This is a genomic window from Streptomyces sp. NPDC040622 (assembly GCF_055593965.1).
In genome coordinates this window covers 139,515-153,357 of the sequence record NZ_JBVIXD010000011.1, presented here as the reverse complement: position 1 = coordinate 153,357, position 13,843 = coordinate 139,515, and the positions used below count along the sequence as shown (strand labels likewise).

18 protein-coding genes are annotated in these 13,843 nt (G+C 73.4%); 15 read left to right on the top strand and 3 right to left on the bottom strand.

The window, feature by feature from the left end; all coding sequences use genetic code 11:
* Positions 1-8 precede the first annotated feature (8 nt).
* A complete protein-coding gene (sufU, locus tag ACZ592_RS30895; protein ID WP_471584969.1) occupies positions 9-485 on the top strand; it encodes a Fe-S cluster assembly sulfur transfer protein SufU in 477 nt (158 codons plus the stop codon).
* A complete protein-coding gene (locus tag ACZ592_RS30890; protein WP_471584968.1) occupies positions 482-820 on the top strand; it encodes a metal-sulfur cluster assembly factor in 339 nt (112 codons plus the stop codon). Before sufU ends, ACZ592_RS30890 begins: the two co-directional genes overlap by 4 nt.
* Positions 821-951: 131 nt before the next feature.
* Here ACZ592_RS30890 and ACZ592_RS30885 read toward each other — a convergent pair whose 3' ends face one another.
* The gene (locus tag ACZ592_RS30885) at positions 952-2,220 is read right to left on the bottom strand and encodes a DUF7847 domain-containing protein (protein ID WP_471584967.1); all 1,269 of its coding nucleotides are present in this window, start codon (positions 2,218-2,220) and stop codon (positions 952-954) included.
* 134 nt (positions 2,221-2,354) lie between these two features.
* On the opposite strand from ACZ592_RS30885, the gene ACZ592_RS30880 reads away from it, so the two are divergent.
* Together ACZ592_RS30880 and ACZ592_RS30875 are read left to right on the top strand one after the other, a co-directional pair.
* Positions 2,355-2,675, top strand: coding sequence for a DMT family transporter (locus ACZ592_RS30880; protein ID WP_471584966.1), 321 nt, complete (start codon positions 2,355-2,357; stop codon positions 2,673-2,675).
* Entirely contained in the window at positions 2,675-3,220 is a 546-nt protein-coding gene (locus ACZ592_RS30875) for a TetR/AcrR family transcriptional regulator (RefSeq protein WP_471584965.1), read from the top strand. The genes ACZ592_RS30880 and ACZ592_RS30875 overlap by 1 nt, the downstream gene beginning before the upstream one ends.
* Before the next feature lie 54 nt (positions 3,221-3,274).
* Here the strand turns inward: ACZ592_RS30875 and ACZ592_RS30870 are convergent, their stop codons facing one another.
* Positions 3,275-4,192, bottom strand: a complete 918-nt coding sequence (locus tag ACZ592_RS30870) for a winged helix-turn-helix transcriptional regulator (protein ID WP_471584964.1) — start codon at positions 4,190-4,192, stop codon at positions 3,275-3,277.
* A gap of 213 nt (positions 4,193-4,405) precedes the next feature.
* Between ACZ592_RS30870 and ACZ592_RS30865 the strand changes: the two genes are divergently transcribed.
* The 5 genes from ACZ592_RS30865 (at position 4,406) to ACZ592_RS30845 (ending at position 9,569) form a co-directional block, all read left to right on the top strand.
* Positions 4,406-5,728 carry an MFS transporter gene (locus tag ACZ592_RS30865; protein ID WP_471585105.1) on the top strand — a complete coding sequence of 441 codons (1,323 nt, stop codon included), beginning with the start codon at positions 4,406-4,408 and terminating at the stop codon, positions 5,726-5,728.
* A gap of 9 nt (positions 5,729-5,737) precedes the next feature.
* Positions 5,738-6,727 carry a 2,3,4,5-tetrahydropyridine-2,6-dicarboxylate N-succinyltransferase gene (gene dapD / locus ACZ592_RS30860; protein WP_471584963.1) on the top strand — a complete coding sequence of 330 codons (990 nt, stop codon included), beginning with the start codon at positions 5,738-5,740 and terminating at the stop codon, positions 6,725-6,727.
* Between the two features lie 200 nt (positions 6,728-6,927).
* Positions 6,928-7,569: a hypothetical protein gene (locus tag ACZ592_RS30855; protein WP_471584962.1), complete on the top strand. Its 642-nt coding sequence runs from the start codon at positions 6,928-6,930 to the stop codon at positions 7,567-7,569.
* Positions 7,570-7,779: 210 nt separating this feature from the next.
* Positions 7,780-8,340: a SigE family RNA polymerase sigma factor gene (locus tag ACZ592_RS30850; protein ID WP_471585104.1), complete on the top strand. Its 561-nt coding sequence runs from the start codon at positions 7,780-7,782 to the stop codon at positions 8,338-8,340.
* On the top strand, positions 8,337-9,569 hold the full coding sequence (locus ACZ592_RS30845; RefSeq protein ID WP_471584961.1) for a WD40 repeat domain-containing protein: 1,233 nt from the start codon (positions 8,337-8,339) through the stop codon (positions 9,567-9,569). The genes ACZ592_RS30850 and ACZ592_RS30845 overlap by 4 nt, the downstream gene beginning before the upstream one ends.
* Here ACZ592_RS30845 and dapA read toward each other — a convergent pair whose 3' ends face one another.
* Positions 9,570-10,472, bottom strand: coding sequence for a 4-hydroxy-tetrahydrodipicolinate synthase (dapA, locus tag ACZ592_RS30840; protein WP_471584960.1), 903 nt, complete (start codon positions 10,470-10,472; stop codon positions 9,570-9,572).
* Between the two features lie 217 nt (positions 10,473-10,689).
* On the opposite strand from dapA, the gene ACZ592_RS30835 reads away from it, so the two are divergent.
* The 6 genes from ACZ592_RS30835 to ACZ592_RS30810 all read left to right on the top strand — a co-directional run bounded on the left by ACZ592_RS30835 (position 10,690) and on the right by ACZ592_RS30810 (position 13,815).
* Complete coding sequence (locus tag ACZ592_RS30835; protein ID WP_471584959.1) at positions 10,690-10,872, top strand: hypothetical protein; 183 nt, start codon at positions 10,690-10,692, stop codon at positions 10,870-10,872.
* Positions 10,869-11,534, top strand: coding sequence for a hypothetical protein (locus ACZ592_RS30830; protein WP_471584958.1), 666 nt, complete (start codon positions 10,869-10,871; stop codon positions 11,532-11,534). The genes ACZ592_RS30835 and ACZ592_RS30830 overlap by 4 nt, the downstream gene beginning before the upstream one ends.
* Before the next feature lie 51 nt (positions 11,535-11,585).
* A complete protein-coding gene (locus ACZ592_RS30825) occupies positions 11,586-12,008 on the top strand; it encodes a phage holin family protein (RefSeq protein WP_471584957.1) in 423 nt (140 codons plus the stop codon).
* Positions 12,005-12,652: a DUF3618 domain-containing protein gene (locus ACZ592_RS30820; protein WP_471584956.1), complete on the top strand. Its 648-nt coding sequence runs from the start codon at positions 12,005-12,007 to the stop codon at positions 12,650-12,652. The genes ACZ592_RS30825 and ACZ592_RS30820 overlap by 4 nt, the downstream gene beginning before the upstream one ends.
* Positions 12,652-12,918 (top strand): DUF4235 domain-containing protein, encoded by a 267-nt coding sequence (locus ACZ592_RS30815; protein WP_471584955.1) that lies wholly within the window; start codon positions 12,652-12,654, stop codon positions 12,916-12,918. Before ACZ592_RS30820 ends, ACZ592_RS30815 begins: the two co-directional genes overlap by 1 nt.
* Positions 12,919-12,987: 69 nt before the next feature.
* Complete coding sequence (locus ACZ592_RS30810; protein WP_471584954.1) at positions 12,988-13,815, top strand: SDR family NAD(P)-dependent oxidoreductase; 828 nt, start codon at positions 12,988-12,990, stop codon at positions 13,813-13,815.
* The last annotated feature ends 28 nt before the right edge of the window (positions 13,816-13,843 follow it).

Genomic DNA, 13,843 nt, shown 5'->3' with positions numbered 1-13,843 from the left:
CTGGGAACGTGAAGCTGGATTCGATGTACCAGGAAGTCATCCTGGACCACTACAAGCACCCGCACGGGCGTGGTCTGCGCGATGGCGACGCCGAGGTGCACCACGTCAACCCGACGTGCGGCGACGAGATCACGCTGCGCGTCAAGTACGACGGGTCGACGATCGCCGACGTGTCGTACGAGGGCCAGGGCTGCTCCATCAGCCAGGCCAGCGCGTCCGTCCTGAACGACCTGCTGGTCGGCAAGGAGCTCGCCGAGGCGCAGAAGATCCAGGAAGTGTTCCTGGAACTGATGCAGTCCAAGGGCAAGCTGGAGCCGGACGACGCGATGGAGGAGGTCCTGGAGGACGCGGTCGCGTTCGCCGGTGTCTCCAAGTACCCGGCGCGGGTGAAGTGTGCTCTGCTGAGCTGGATGGCGTGGAAGGACGCGACGGCCCAGGCGCTCGGCACCGATGCCGCCGACGTCGCTGAGAGGAAGACCGCATGAGCGACAACGAGACCCTGACCACGAAGCCGGCTTCCGAGGAAGAGGTGCGCGAGGCGCTGTACGACGTCGTCGACCCCGAGCTGGGCATCGACGTCGTCAACCTCGGCCTGATCTACGGCATCCACGTCGACGACGCCAACATCGCCACGATCGACATGACGCTGACGTCCGCGGCCTGCCCGCTGACCGACGTCATCGAGGACCAGGCGAAGTCCGCGACGGACGGCATCGTCAACGAGCTGCGGATCAACTGGGTCTGGATGCCCCCGTGGGGCCCGGACAAGATCACGGACGATGGGCGCGAGCAGCTTCGTGCGCTGGGGTTCAACGTCTGAGGCACCCGTCGGGTAGCTGAGGCGCGAGCCCGGTATCCGAGGCGCGAGCCAGGGGAAGGCCCCCCGCACCGATGGTGCGGGGGGCCTTTCGCATGCGGGGGCGGGCCACGGCGGACGCGGCGCGTCCGTGGTCAAGGCCGGGTGGTCACCGACGCGCCGGGTCCGTCGCGGCGGTCCGTCTCGGCCGCGTCCGCCGCGGCGGCCTGAGTCAGGGTGTGGGCCAGGCCCTCCGTGCGGATGCGGCGGTCGATGTAGAGGAACGCCGTCACCAGGGGCAGGAAGACCGCGGCCGCCAGTTGGGTGAGGAGCGTGCCGAGCAGGGCGGTCACCGCGTACAGGCCGGAGGGGGAGCGCAGTTGGTCCCGCCAGACCTCGGAGGCCGGGGTGTCGGGGGTGACCGCGGGGGGTTCCGGCGCGGCGAACTGCATGGGCAGTTGGTAGGCGAGGTACACGACCATCACGATCGCGCCGGCGAGCAGGGAGATGCCGAACGTGCGCCACCAGGCGCCCCGCACCAGGCGCGCGGAACGGCGCAGCGCGGTGAGCGGGCCCGCCGACTCCAGGACGGCGGCCGCGGGGGCGAAGGAGAAGAGGACGTAGAGCCAGGCGGCCAGCGGGGTCACCAGGAACAGCGCCAGGAAGACCAGGCCGAACGGGATCACCCACTGCGTCAGGATCATCAGGAACAGGGAGACGAAGAGCAGGCCGAACACGCCGAGCGGCAGGCAGAGGATGAGCGCGAGGAGCAGTGTCACGCCCGTCACCGCCGGAGTGCGGGACCAGGCCCTGCGGCCCACGGTGCGGAAGGTGGCGGGGCGGCCGAGCACCGCCTCGTGCAGCGTCGCCGCGCACGAGGCCTGCACGAACGAGTTGACCGCGAGCGCGCCGAGCGCGGCCGTCGCCCAGACGGCGCCGAAGGCGATCAGGAGCGGCCTGCCGTGCGCCCAGGAGAAGTCCGCCCCCGGCTCGTTCAGGGCGTGCAGGTGGTCCAGGCTGACGGCGTAGGCGACCCCGATCGCGGCCACGAGCAGGGCGGCGTACAGGGCGTACGCGGCGAGCGCGGTGCCGAAGAGCGGCTTGGCGTAGCGCCGCATCGTGGCGAAGGCGCCGCCGAGTATCCGGTCGACGCCGAGCGGTGCCAGGGGGATGACGCCCGGCTTCGGCGGGGGCGGGGGCGGCGGGCCCCAGGGGTGGTGCCGCCAGTCGTACGGGTGCGGTCCCGTCGCCTGCCATCCCGGTGCCGTCTGCCACGGCGGCGGTCCCTGCCAGGGGGGTCCCGGCCACGGTGGCGGCTCCGACTGCGCTCCCTCGGACCTCTGCGTTCCCTCGGGCCCCTGCGTTCCCTCGGGCCCCTGCGCTCCCTGCGGCCCAGGAGGTCTCCACCCCGATGTGTCCGACATTGTTCTTGCGCTCCATGGTGTGCGTCGTGCGTCCTGTGGCCCCCCACAGCGATCGCGTCACCTTAACCGGTCCGCCCCGCACGGAATCGCGTGTTTGCGTACGCCCGTACATATGGATATGTACACTCGTACGCATGGGATACGCACTGCTGGCCGCGGCCATCGCGGCGGAGGTGGCCGGGACCACCGCCATGAAGTACAGCGAGGGGTTCAGCAGGCTGTGGCCCTCGCTGATCACCGTCGCGGGCTACCTGCTCGCCTTCACGCTGCTCGCGCAGACGCTCAAGACCCTCTCCGTGGGCACCGCCTATGCCATCTGGGCCGGCGTCGGCACCGCCGCCGTCGCCGTGATCGGGATGCTGTTCCTGGGAGAGTCGACCAACCTCGTCAAGGTGGCGGGGATCGCGCTCGTGATCGCGGGCGTCGTCGTGCTGAATCTCGGCGGCGCGCACTGATGCCCCGCCGCTACGACCCCGAGCGCCGCCAGCGGATCATCGACGCCGCGATCCGCGTGGTCGGGAAGAAGGGCATCGGCGGGCTCAGCCACCGCTCGGTCGCCGCGGAGGCCGACGTGCCGCTCGGCTCCACGACGTACCACTTCAAGACGCTCGACGAGCTGATGGTCGCCGCGCTGCGGCAGAGCAACGAGGGCTTCGCGAAGGTGATGGCCACCAGCCGTGCGTTCGAGGACCCGGCCGCGGACCTCGCCGACGAGCTCGCCCGGCTCCTCGGCGAGTGGTTCGCCGGGGAGCGGGCGGGGGTCGAGCTGGAGTACGAGCTGTATCTCGCCGCCCTGCGCAGGCCCGCGCTGCGGCCCGTGGCGGCCGAATGGTGCGAGGGGCTCGCCGAGGTGCTTGAGCGACGCACGGATCCGGTCACCGCGCGGGCGCTCGTCGCCCTGATGGACGGAATCTCCCTGCAGGTGTTGCTCACGGGCGGCGACTACGACGCGCGGTACGCGCGGGAGGTGATCAACCGGCTGGTGGGGGAGGGGGGTTGAGGGGGTGCGGGTGGCCGGCCGGAGCCGTCGGGCGGCCGGGGGCGCCCGGGGCGCTCACCTCGACTGCGGTGCCCCGTGCGCGGGCGCGGGGGTCGACGCCAGCCGTCGTACCGTCCCCAGTGCGGCCGTCACGCTCGCCGCGACGTCGGTGATCGGGTACTGCACGTCCCGCACCACCCGGTCGCGGTCCACCACCAGCGTCAGCCGCTTCATCCGGCTCACGCCCGCCGCGCGGAACGTCGGCAGGCGCAGGGCCGCCGTCAGGGCCAGGTCGGCGTCCGAGAGCAGCGGGAAGCGCAGGTGCTCCTTCTCCGCGAACGCCCGCTGTTCGTCGGGGCGCTGGGAGGAGACTCCGTGCACCGTCGCGCCCGCCTCGGTGAACTCCGCGAGCTGGTCGCGGTAGGAGCAGGACTCCAGGGTGCAGCCGCGCGCGCCGGGGATCCCCGCCCAGCCGGGCGGGTAGGAGTCCTTGCGGGCGAACGCGCCGGGGAAGCAGTACAGGACCGTGAACGGCGTGCCCTCGGCCACCGGGTCGCGGCTCTCCCCGTCGTGGCCGACGAGCCGCAGGTCCGGCACGCGCGTGCCGAGCAACTCGTGGACCCGCTGGGCCTCCAGGGACGTCTCCGCAGTGGTCGCCATCGTCGCTCCCTCTCCCATCACCCAGGTGTCGCCCCAGTCCTGGAGGGCGACCAGGACGGGCAGCAGTGCGCGGCCGCGCGGCGTCAGGCGGTACTCGTGGCGCACCGGCCGGTCCTGGTAGGGGACGCGGGCCAGTACGTCGGCGGCCACCAGGAGACGCAGCCGCTCGGCCAACACCTTGCGGGACAGGCCCAGTTCGGCCTGCAGTGCGTCGAAGCGGTGCACTCCGCGCGCCGTGTCGCGCACGATGAGCAGGGTCCACCAGTCGCCGACGACGTCCAGGGCCTGCGCGATGGCGCAGTGGTCGTCGTCCAGGCGGGTCCGTTGCGGCATGGGCCCCATGCTGACATAGTCCGTTCCCGAAAGGAACTCACTGGGGGCGGCATGCGGCGCGGGAAGCGCGAGAGGCAGGGGCAGGACCGGGGTCAGTGGCGGAAGCAGGTGTCGGCGGGGGCGGGCACGCCGGGGCAGGGAGGGCGGCAGGGGCAGCGTCTGCGGGACGTACCGCGGATCGTGTGGCTGCTCGCCACCGGCCAGTTCTTCCACATGGTCGTCTCCTTCACCTTCGTCTACTTCTTCGTCTATCTGACGGACGAGCGCGGCCTCTCCGTCGCCCAGGCCGGCCTCATCAGTGGCATCGGCGGCGCCGGGATGGTCGCGGGCAACTTCACCGGCGGCTGGTTCGGGGACAAGTACGGCCACCGGCGCGTTCTGCTCGCCGGATCGCTGATCAGCGGTGCGAGCGTGCTCATGCTGCCCGTCCTGCCGGCCGCGCTGCTCTACGTGCTGCCGGCCGTCGGACAGTACGCCGGGGGCTGCACGCGCGCCGCCAACGGCGCCCTCGTCGCCGTCTCCGTGCCCGCGGGCGGGCGCCGCCAGGCCTTCGCCGTGACGCGGTTCGCGGCGAACGCGGGCTTCACCGTCGGGCCCCCGCTGGGCGCGCTGCTCATCGCCCAGGTCTCCTACGGCCTGCTCTTCGTCGTCGACGGGCTCGGCACGCTCGCCTTCGCCGCGTACGCCTGGCGGGTGCTGCCCGCGCGCGGCGCGGGGCGCACGGGAGCGGGGGCCGCCGGTCCGGGGCCGGGGGTCCTCGCCGCGCTGCGCGAGCGTCCCACCGTCCTCGTCCTCCTCGGCGCGATCCTCGTCGCCGACCTCGTCTACCGCCAGCAGTACTCGACGCTCCCCGTCGACCTCGGCCAACACGGCCTGGGCACCGGCGTCTACGGCTGCCTCCTCGCGATCAACGGCGGCGTCATCCTGCTCCTCGAACTCCCCGCCACCCTCGCCCTGCGCGGCCGCGCGCCGCTGCGGATCATCGGGGCCGGGCTGCTGCTGGTCGGCGCGGGCTACGCCGTCCTCGCCGTCGGTACCGGGCTCGCCACCGCCGTGGCCATGATGCTGCTGCTCACCGCAGGCGAGATCCTCTACAAGACACCGGCCACCGCGTACGTCGCCGACCACGCGCCCGCGGGGCTGCAGGGGCGGTTCCAGAGCCTGTACTCGGGGGTCTCGGTCAGCGGCGTCGTGCTGTCGGCGCCGCTCGGCGGGGCGCTGTACACCGCGGCGCCCGGGGTGCTGTGGCCGGTCTGCGCGGTGCTCGCGGGGGCGGCGGGGTGCGCGGTGTTCGCGGCGGGGCGGGGGCGGCGCCGGGTGCGGGCGGGGCGGGTCGCCGAGGGCGCTCCCGACGCGGTCGGCGGGGGTGGCGCGGACCCGGCGGGCGAGGGAGGCCGGGATCCGGTGGGCGCGGGTGGTGCGGACCCGGTTGCCGGGGGCGGTCCGGACCCGGTGGGTGCGGGCGGTCCGGGGCCTGTCGAGGCGGGTGGCCCGGACCCTGAGACCGGTTCGCCCGCGCGCCGCACCTCCGGTTAGGTTTCACCCATGACCGACACGAATGCTTCCCGCACCACCGGCGCCGTCGCCGCAGGCCTCGCCACCGTCACCGCCGACGGCACCGTTCTCGACACCTGGTTCCCCGCCCCCGAGCTCGTCGCCGAGCCCGGCCCCGCCGGCAGCGAGCGGCTGAGTGCCGAACGCGCCGTGGAACTGCTCGGTGCGGGCGCCGCCAAGGCCATCGGCCCGGACGCCCGCCGCGGCGTGGAGACCATCGCGGTCCGTACGGTCATCGGGTCCCTGGACGACAAGCCGCTGGACGCCCACGACGTCTACCTGCGCCTGCACCTGCTCAGCCACCGCCTGGTCAAGCCGCACGGCGTGAACCTCGACGGCCAGTTCGCCTTCCTCGCCAACGTCGCCTGGACCTCGCTCGGCCCGGTCGCCGTCGACGACGTCGAGAAGGTGCGGCTCAACGCCCGCGCCGAGGGCCTGCACCTCGCCGTGACGTCCGTGGACAAGTTCCCGCGCATGACCGACTACGTCGCGCCGAAGGGCGTCCGCATCGCTGACGCCGACCGCGTCCGCCTCGGCGCGCACCTGGCCGAGGGCACCACAGTCATGCACGAGGGCTTCGTGAACTTCAACGCGGGCACGCTCGGCACCTCCATGGTCGAGGGCCGCATCTCCGCCGGTGTCGTCGTCGGCGACGGCTCGGACATCGGCGGCGGCGCCTCCACGATGGGCACGCTGTCCGGCGGCGGCAACGTCCGCATCGTCATCGGCGAGCGCTGCCTGATCGGCGCCGAGGCGGGCGTCGGCATCGCGCTGGGCGACGAGTGCGTGGTCGAGGCCGGTCTGTACGTCACCGCGGGCACGCGCGTGACCATGCCCGACGGGCAGATCGTCAAGGCCCGCGAGCTCTCCGGCGCCTCGAACATCCTCTTCCGCCGCAACTCGGTCTCCGGCGCCGTCGAGGCCCGCCCGAACAACGCGGTGTGGGGCGGCCTGAACGAGGTCCTGCACAGCCACAACTGAGCAGCCCCGGCCGACCGGCCGCGGCTGACCGGCCATCACCGGTCCGCCACACCTGAGCACGGCATGCTCCGCCCGGGACGCGACAAGCGGTACGGTCACTCCGTACCGCAGGCCTCCCGTGTCACAGGAGCTGCCACAGGTGGCTGTCGAAGCCGCTGCCGCAGCGCGTCGCTGTCACGGGTCTCTACAGGGGGAACGACATGAACAGAACGGGTGCGCGGGCTCTGGCCCTGGGCGCGGTGGCGGTGTTCGGCATGGTGGCCGGGTGCGGGCAGAGCGTGGGGCAGCCCCAGGGGCAGTCGCCCGCCCGGGGCGACGCCCCGGCGGTCGCGCAGCAGGTGAGCCGCGCCGCGACCGGTGACCACAGCTATCCGCTGCGCAAGAGCGACATCCCCTGGACCGGCAGCCCGAGCCCCTTCAACGCGCAGGTCAAGCTCGCCGACGGGCGCCGCGTGGCCATGCACTACATGAAGGGCAAGGGGCTGTTCGTGCAGGACTACAGCCCCCGGGCCAAGGGCTGGTCCAAGTCGGCCGTGGTGTACAAGACCAAGACCGAGGCCTGCCAGGGGATCACGCTCAAGGCCAAGGACGGCACCGTCGCGGCCTTCGGCGACTTCGGCCTGTACTGCGCGGACGGCGAGCCGCCGACCGAGTCGGTCGCCGCGGTGGCCGTGGGGCCGCTGACGAAGTGGGACAAGCACCTCACGAAGAACTTCGACGGCTGGGAGAAGATCGTCGTCGCGCCCGGCGGCAAGAAGGTCACCTTCAGCAGGGGCAGCGACACGCTGCGCTGGACGAAGGGGTCGGGCTTCCCGGCCGCGCGGCACTCCGCCACCGGCTGAGCCGGCCGGTCGCACACCGCCGCCCTCGTCAAGGAGCGGTCGCCCTTCGGGGCGGCCGCTCCTTCGCCGTGCGCGGTGCGGTGCGGAGCGCCGTGCGCGGTGCCGTGCGGGCCCACATATTTCTTTCGGACACCGGCATAGCAGCGGGCTCCCGGACCCGTCCTCATCCATGGGGGAGGGCAACAGGCCCACCAGGGAGCGAAGGTGACGATGGATGCGCAGGAGCAGGACAGTTTCCGTGAGTTCGTGGAGACGAGATCGTCGGCGCTGTTGAAGACGGCCGTGCTGCTCAGCGGGGGTGACCGGCACGCGGCGGAGGATCTGCTGCAGACCGCGCTCGTCAAGGCGGCGGGGCGCTGGCAGCGGATCGACGACCCGGAGCCGTACGTCCGGCGGATCCTGTACCGCCAGCAGGTCGGCCGGTGGCGGCTGAAGTGGCCCCGGCGCGAACTGGCCGTCGCCGAGCCGCCGGAGCGTGCCGCCACGGGGGACGGCACGTCCGCGGCGGAGCTGCGGATCGTGATGCGCGGGGCGCTCGCCAGACTCACCGCGCGCCAGCGGACCGTTCTCGTACTGCGCTACTTCGAGGACCTGCCCGAAGCGGAGGTGGCCGCCGTCCTCGGCTGCTCGGTGGGCACCGTCCGCAGCACGACGCACCGCTCCCTGGCCCGGCTGCGGGCCCTGGCGCCCGAACTGGCGCAGCTCGAGCGGACCGGCGCGGGCGACCGCCCCGTCCTCGCCGACTTCTCGCCCATGGAGGTAGGACCGTGAACGTGGCAGATCTGGTGCGCGAGACGCTGCGGGAGCAGGCCGGCCAAGGGGCGCCGGTGCCGGGCGACTTCGCCGACCGCGTGCTGGCCGCGCGCCGGCGCCGCAGGAAGCGGGCGATCGGGGGTGCCGCGCTCGCCGTGACGACGGCCGCCGTGGTCGCGGTGGCGGTGCCGGTCCTCGGCGCCGCATCCGAGGACCGGGACACCCGCCCGGCGAGCGAGCTGAGGAGCGGTGACGTCGTCGCGCACCCCGGCCAGACGCCGCCGAGGGAACTGATCGCCGCGGGCGGCACGGCGCTCGCCGCCTTCAGCACGAGCGAGCGCGTCAAGCAGCCCGACGGCGACGAGGTCGTCACCCGCACCTACCGGCTGCTCGACCAGAAGACCGGCACCTACCGCGAGGCCCCCCGCTGGTCGTGGCTCGACGTCGCGCCCGGCATGCGGACCGCCGCCGTCCTTGAGCGCGGTCTCCCCGCCCGCCGGATCGGCCTGCTGAACCTGCTCACCGGCAAGGTCGAGCGCTGGATCCCGGTGGACCACGCGGTCGCGGGCGTCGCCTTCTCGCCCGACGGCGGGAAGCTCGTCGCGACGACGTACGGGAAGGACCCGGACCGGCTGGACAAGGACAGGCCGGTCAGCGACGGCCAGCACGAGCGGCCCGGCCCCGCCGATCCGAGCAGGACCGGCTTCTACGTCCTGGACGCGGCCTCGGGCCACGGCGACTGGACGGCGGTGAAGACCAAGTCCGACGGGTTCGGCATCGCGGACATCAACACCCGCCAGGACTTCGACTTCAGCGTCGACGGCTCGCTGGTCCACTCGGGCCTCACCCGCGCCCCGCACCAGCAGTACTACGACTTCGCGGGCCACGAGCGGAGCACTCCCGCGAAGGAGAGGCATCTGCGCTGGTTCGACGAGGGCGGGCTCTCCCCGGGCGGCGACCTCGCCGCGGGCGGCTTCGCGGGCGGCGGCAGGACCACCCCCACCACCTCCGCGGTCCTCGATTCCCGCACCGGCAAGCGCGTCGCCACGGTCCCCGGACAGCAGCTGCTCGCCTGGGCCGACGACAAACGGCTCATCGCCTGGGACATCGAGCCCGGCACCAGCGAGTACCGGCAGCGGCTCGTCCTCGTCACCATCGGGAGCAAGAAGACCGTCCCGCTCAGCGGCTTCCGCTCGGACAAGGAGAAGTCCGGCGAGCGCTGGACGCCGGTTTTCGCCCGGCGCTGATCACCCCACCGCCGCCCGCGCCGCTTCGTACGCGGCGAGCAGCCCGTCGGTCACCTCGCGGCCGGCGGGCAGCAGCGGTGCCCGCACCGGTCCCGCGGGCAGGCCGAGCGCGCCGAGCAGTGCCTTCGCCGTGACCGTGCCGGGCTGGCCCGACGCCATCATCGCCTCGATCAGTGAGGTGGCGGCCAGGTGGCGCCGGCGCGCGCCCTGCGTGTCGCCCGCGTCGAACGCCTCGAAGACCTCGCGAGCCTGTCCCGGCAGCGCGTTGGCCACCGTGCTGACGCACCCGGCGCCGCCCACCGCGTACAGCGCCAGATTGAACTCGTCGCAGCCCGCGTAGTACGCCAACTCCGTCGCGGAGATGACCCGTTGGCTGCCGAGGAGGTCGTAGGCGCAGTCCTTCACGCCGACGATCCGCGGATGGCCGGCCAGGCGCAGGAGCGTCTGTGTCCCGATCCGGGTGCCGGTGCGGCCGGGGATGTCGTAGAGCAGGGCGGGCAGCCCGCAGGCGTCGGCGACCGTCCTGAAGTGCGCCTCGACGGCCTCGCGCGGCGGCAGGCTGTAGTAGGGCGTGACGACCAACAGGCCGTCCGCGCCCGCCTTTTCGGCCTGCAGCGCCAGCTCGGCCGTGTGCCGCGTGTCGTTGCTGCCGACGCCCGCGACGACGGACGCACGGCCGGCGACCGCCTCCGCCACGGCCCGCACCAGCGCCGCCTTCTCGTCGTCGGAGGTGGTCGGGGACTCACCGGTGGTTCCGGACAGGACGAGTCCGTCGCAGCCCGCGGAGACGAGGTGGTCGGCCAGGCGCTGCGCGCCGTCGAGGTCGAGGGTGCCCGCGGCCGTGAAGGGCGTGATCATGGCGCAGAGGGCACGGCCGAAGGGCGCGGGGGTCCGGGAAGTCATGTCGGCAGTCGAGGTCATGTCGGCAGTCTCGGTACGCGAGCGCTGTAGCTCCACTTAATTCTTCTACGAGGCAATGGACACGAACGCTACGAGAAGTGCCGGGGCGAGCGCTGCGGGAGGCGCCGTGAGGTGCGGCAGGCACTGGTGCCAACTCACCCCTGTGTGGGCCACTATGGCGGGAGAGTCGGTCCCCAGCAGTCGGTCCCCAGGAGGCGTCATGAGGCTCGGCAAGGCACTCTCCACCGGAATCGCCGAAGAGCGGCCCCCGCTGTCCGAGGAGGGGTCGCAGGAGCGGCCCGAGGAGCGGTCCGCGAGGCACGGGACCTCCGTGCCCGGACCCGATACGGAGCAGCGCGAGCCGGTGGTGCGGGAGCGGCCCGTCGAGGCCGCCGCCCGATGAGGCTGCGGCTCCCCGAGGAACGCCCGACGGAGCCGCCCACCGGATACAAGATCGCCCGCCCGGTGCTGTCCCACGACGGCACCCGGGCCGGCTTCACCGGCGTCTCGCTCGGCGCGGGACTGCCCTACGGGGTGCTCGACCAGGCGAGCTGCGTCTACGGCAGGAGGCACCGCGCCCCGCACCGCCGCTGCGACTGCGGCTTCCACTGCGTGCACGAGCGCGCCACGGCCGAGGCGCTGCTGTGCACCGCCGAGCACCGCAGGGCCGCGCTGCTCGAAGTGACGGTGCTCGGTGCCTACATCCGCTTCGAGCGCGGCTTCCGCTATGCCAGGCAGCGGGTGCGGGCCGCGACGGTGCCGCCGTGCCCGTGCGGCACCGCGGCCCCGCTGCTCGCCGACGCGGGCTGGGGCAGGCCGGGGTGGCGGGTGGTCGAGCCGGCGTGCGGGCGGTGTCTGGGCGGGCGGCAGGCCGTGTCCTTCGCGGAGTTCGCACGGCTCGCGGGGGAGGGGCTGCGGGTCGTCGCGGCCGCCCCGCCCGCCTCCGGCAGCGGTCTGCCGGGACTCGGCATGCCCGAACTGATGGCCGAGGCGGCGCTCCTCCAGGCCCGCCTTGACTGGTTCCAGACGGAGCTGGCGCGCTTCACCGGCGATCAGCGGGGATAGCACGGGCCACTGCGGGTACTCGGACCTCCCAGCCAGAAGGGAGGCGACACCGTGACCGGGACCTTGGGCGAGCAGCCGACGCGCGAGCACGCACAGCACTCGGTGGGCGAGCTCGTCGAACGGGCCACCGCACAGCTTTCCGATCTCGTACGCCAGGAAATGCGGCTCGCGGCCCGGGAGATGGCCGCGAAGAGCAAACGCGCGGGCCGCGGCGGCGGGCTCATCGGAGCGGCCGGCGCGATCTCCTACGTCGGACTCATGGCACTGGCCGCCACGGCGGCCGCGGCGCTCTCGCTGGCGATGCCCGTATGGGCGGCCGCCCTCATCGTCACCGGCGTGCTCTTCGTCGTGGCGGGCGTGCTCGCCGCGTTGGGGCGAGGGCAGCTGGCCCGCGCGGTACCGCCCGTGCCGCAGGAGGCGATGGACAGCGTCAAGGCGGATGTCGAGGAGATCAAGGGAAGGGCGCACCGATGACGGACACCCCCAAGAAGCAGCAGAAGCAGAGCCAGGAGAACCAGGGCGTGAAGGAGCCGGACGAACTGCGCCGGCAGATCGAGGAGACCCGGGGCCGACTGGGCGAGACCGTCGAGGAACTGGCGGCGAAGGCGGACGTGAAGTCCCGCGCCAAGCACCGGGCGGAAGTGGTCAAGGGCCAGGTACGAGGAACGGCGGCACAGGTGAAGGACAAGGTGACGGAACAGGCGGCACGCGCGAAGGTCAAGGCGGCCGACGAGGCGGGCCACGCGAAGACCGCGACGGCCGACGGCGCCGTACGCGCCAGGGGCAAGGCCGCCGAGAGCGCGGGCCGTGCCAAGGGCGCGGCGATCGAGGGCGCGGCCAAGGCGAAGGGCATGGCGGCCGAGGGTGCCGGGCGCGCCAAGGGCGCCGTGCTCAGCGGCAAGGCGCGGGCCGAGGAGCACCAGGCCGTGGTCCAGGCCGAGGCGAAGGTGGCCGAGGCCGCGCGCCGCGTGCAGGAAGGCACGCCCGAGCCGGTACGGGCCGCCGCGAGCGGTGTCGTACGGACCGGCGGGCGCCACCCGAGGACGTTCCTCGCGGCCGGCGCGGGCGTCGTGCTCGCCGTCGCGGTGCTGCGCCGCCGGAAGCGGGGCAAGCGCTGATGAGCGGGGTCAAGCTGCTGTACAAGCCGCTCGGCATGGCCTTCGGCATGCTGGGCGGCATGGCCGCGGGTGCGTTGTTCAACCGCACCTGGAAGGCGGTGGCGGGCGAGGACGACGCGCCGGACGCGCACGACGAGGACCGCGCCTGGGGCGAGATCCTCGCCGCCGCCGCGCTGCAGGGCGCGATCTTCGCCGTGGTCAGGGCCGCGGTGGACCGCGGCGGCGCGGTCGGCGTGCGGCGCCTGACGGGCCGCTGGCCGGGCTGATCCCCGCGGCCGTCTGGCATGATCGGCGCGGGCGCCGACAGGCCGGACGGACACAGAGGCTCACGGCACATGAACAACAGCAACAGCAATGCTCACACTGACAACAGCGGCAGCGGCAGGACGGACACGGCGCACCCCGACGGCAGTGGCGGGGCGGCGCCCGACGAGCGGCGCGTCGCCCTGGTGACGGGCTCGTCGTCCGGCATCGGCGCCGCCGTCGCCCGCCGCCTCGCCGCCCGCGGCGTCCGCGTGGTCGTCAACTCCGCCCGCTCCGTGGACGCGGGCGAGCAGCTGGCGGCCGAACTCCCCGACGCCGTCTACGTGCGGGGGAGCGTCGCCGACGAGGCCGACGCCGCCCGGCTCGTGCGGACGGCCGTCGACACGTACGGCCGCCTGGACATCCTGGTCAACTGCGCGGGCACTACCCGGTTCATCGACCACGACGACCTGGCGGCGGCGACCCCCGGGGTGTGGCGGGAGCTGTACGACGTCAACGTCATCGGCGTCTGGCAGACCATCACCGCGGCCGTCCCGCACCTGCGCGCGAGCGGCGCGGGCAGCATCGTCAACATCTCCTCGCAGGCGGGCGTGCGGCCGAACGGCAGCTCCATCCCGTACGCGGTCAGCAAGGCCGCCGTGAACCACATGACCAAGCTGCTCGCCAAGGCGCTCGGCCCGGACGTGCGGGTCAACGCCGTCGCGCCCGGCATGATCGACACTCCCTGGTTCGAAGGGGTCGAGGGCATCGGGGCCGCCATGGAGGAGGTCGCGGGACGCCTTCCGCTCGGCCGTGTCGGCCGGCCCGAGGACATCGCGGAGGCCGTCGTCGACCTGACCGAGGCCTCGTACATCACGGGAGAGGTGCTGCTCGTCGACGGCGGCGGTCACCTGCTGTGACCCGCGCCGGCGGGCGCATCCCGGCCGC

Bases quoted from the DNA above. Each gene is read 5' to 3' on its own strand.
- dapD (WP_471584963.1), top strand. From the start codon at position 5,738: ATGACCGACACGAATGCTTCCCGCACCACCGGCGCCGTCGCCGCAGGC.
- ACZ592_RS30880 (WP_471584966.1), top strand. From the start codon at position 2,355: ATGGGATACGCACTGCTGGCCGCGGCCATCGCGGCGGAGGTGGCCGGG.
- ACZ592_RS30890 (WP_471584968.1), top strand. From the start codon at position 482: ATGAGCGACAACGAGACCCTGACCACGAAGCCGGCTTCCGAGGAAGAG.
- ACZ592_RS30875 (WP_471584965.1), top strand. From the start codon at position 2,675: ATGCCCCGCCGCTACGACCCCGAGCGCCGCCAGCGGATCATCGACGCC.
- ACZ592_RS30830 (WP_471584958.1), top strand. From the start codon at position 10,869: ATGAGGCTGCGGCTCCCCGAGGAACGCCCGACGGAGCCGCCCACCGGA.
- ACZ592_RS30835 (WP_471584959.1), top strand. From the start codon at position 10,690: ATGAGGCTCGGCAAGGCACTCTCCACCGGAATCGCCGAAGAGCGGCCC.
- ACZ592_RS30810 (WP_471584954.1), top strand. From the start codon at position 12,988: ATGAACAACAGCAACAGCAATGCTCACACTGACAACAGCGGCAGCGGC.
- dapA (WP_471584960.1), bottom strand. From the start codon at position 10,472: ATGACTTCCCGGACCCCCGCGCCCTTCGGCCGTGCCCTCTGCGCCATG.
- ACZ592_RS30850 (WP_471585104.1), top strand. From the start codon at position 7,780: ATGGATGCGCAGGAGCAGGACAGTTTCCGTGAGTTCGTGGAGACGAGA.
- ACZ592_RS30820 (WP_471584956.1), top strand. From the start codon at position 12,005: ATGACGGACACCCCCAAGAAGCAGCAGAAGCAGAGCCAGGAGAACCAG.
- ACZ592_RS30870 (WP_471584964.1), bottom strand. From the start codon at position 4,192: ATGCCGCAACGGACCCGCCTGGACGACGACCACTGCGCCATCGCGCAG.
- ACZ592_RS30855 (WP_471584962.1), top strand. From the start codon at position 6,928: ATGAACAGAACGGGTGCGCGGGCTCTGGCCCTGGGCGCGGTGGCGGTG.
- ACZ592_RS30815 (WP_471584955.1), top strand. From the start codon at position 12,652: ATGAGCGGGGTCAAGCTGCTGTACAAGCCGCTCGGCATGGCCTTCGGC.
- ACZ592_RS30885 (WP_471584967.1), bottom strand. From the start codon at position 2,220: ATGTCGGACACATCGGGGTGGAGACCTCCTGGGCCGCAGGGAGCGCAG.
- ACZ592_RS30865 (WP_471585105.1), top strand. From the start codon at position 4,406: ATGGTCGTCTCCTTCACCTTCGTCTACTTCTTCGTCTATCTGACGGAC.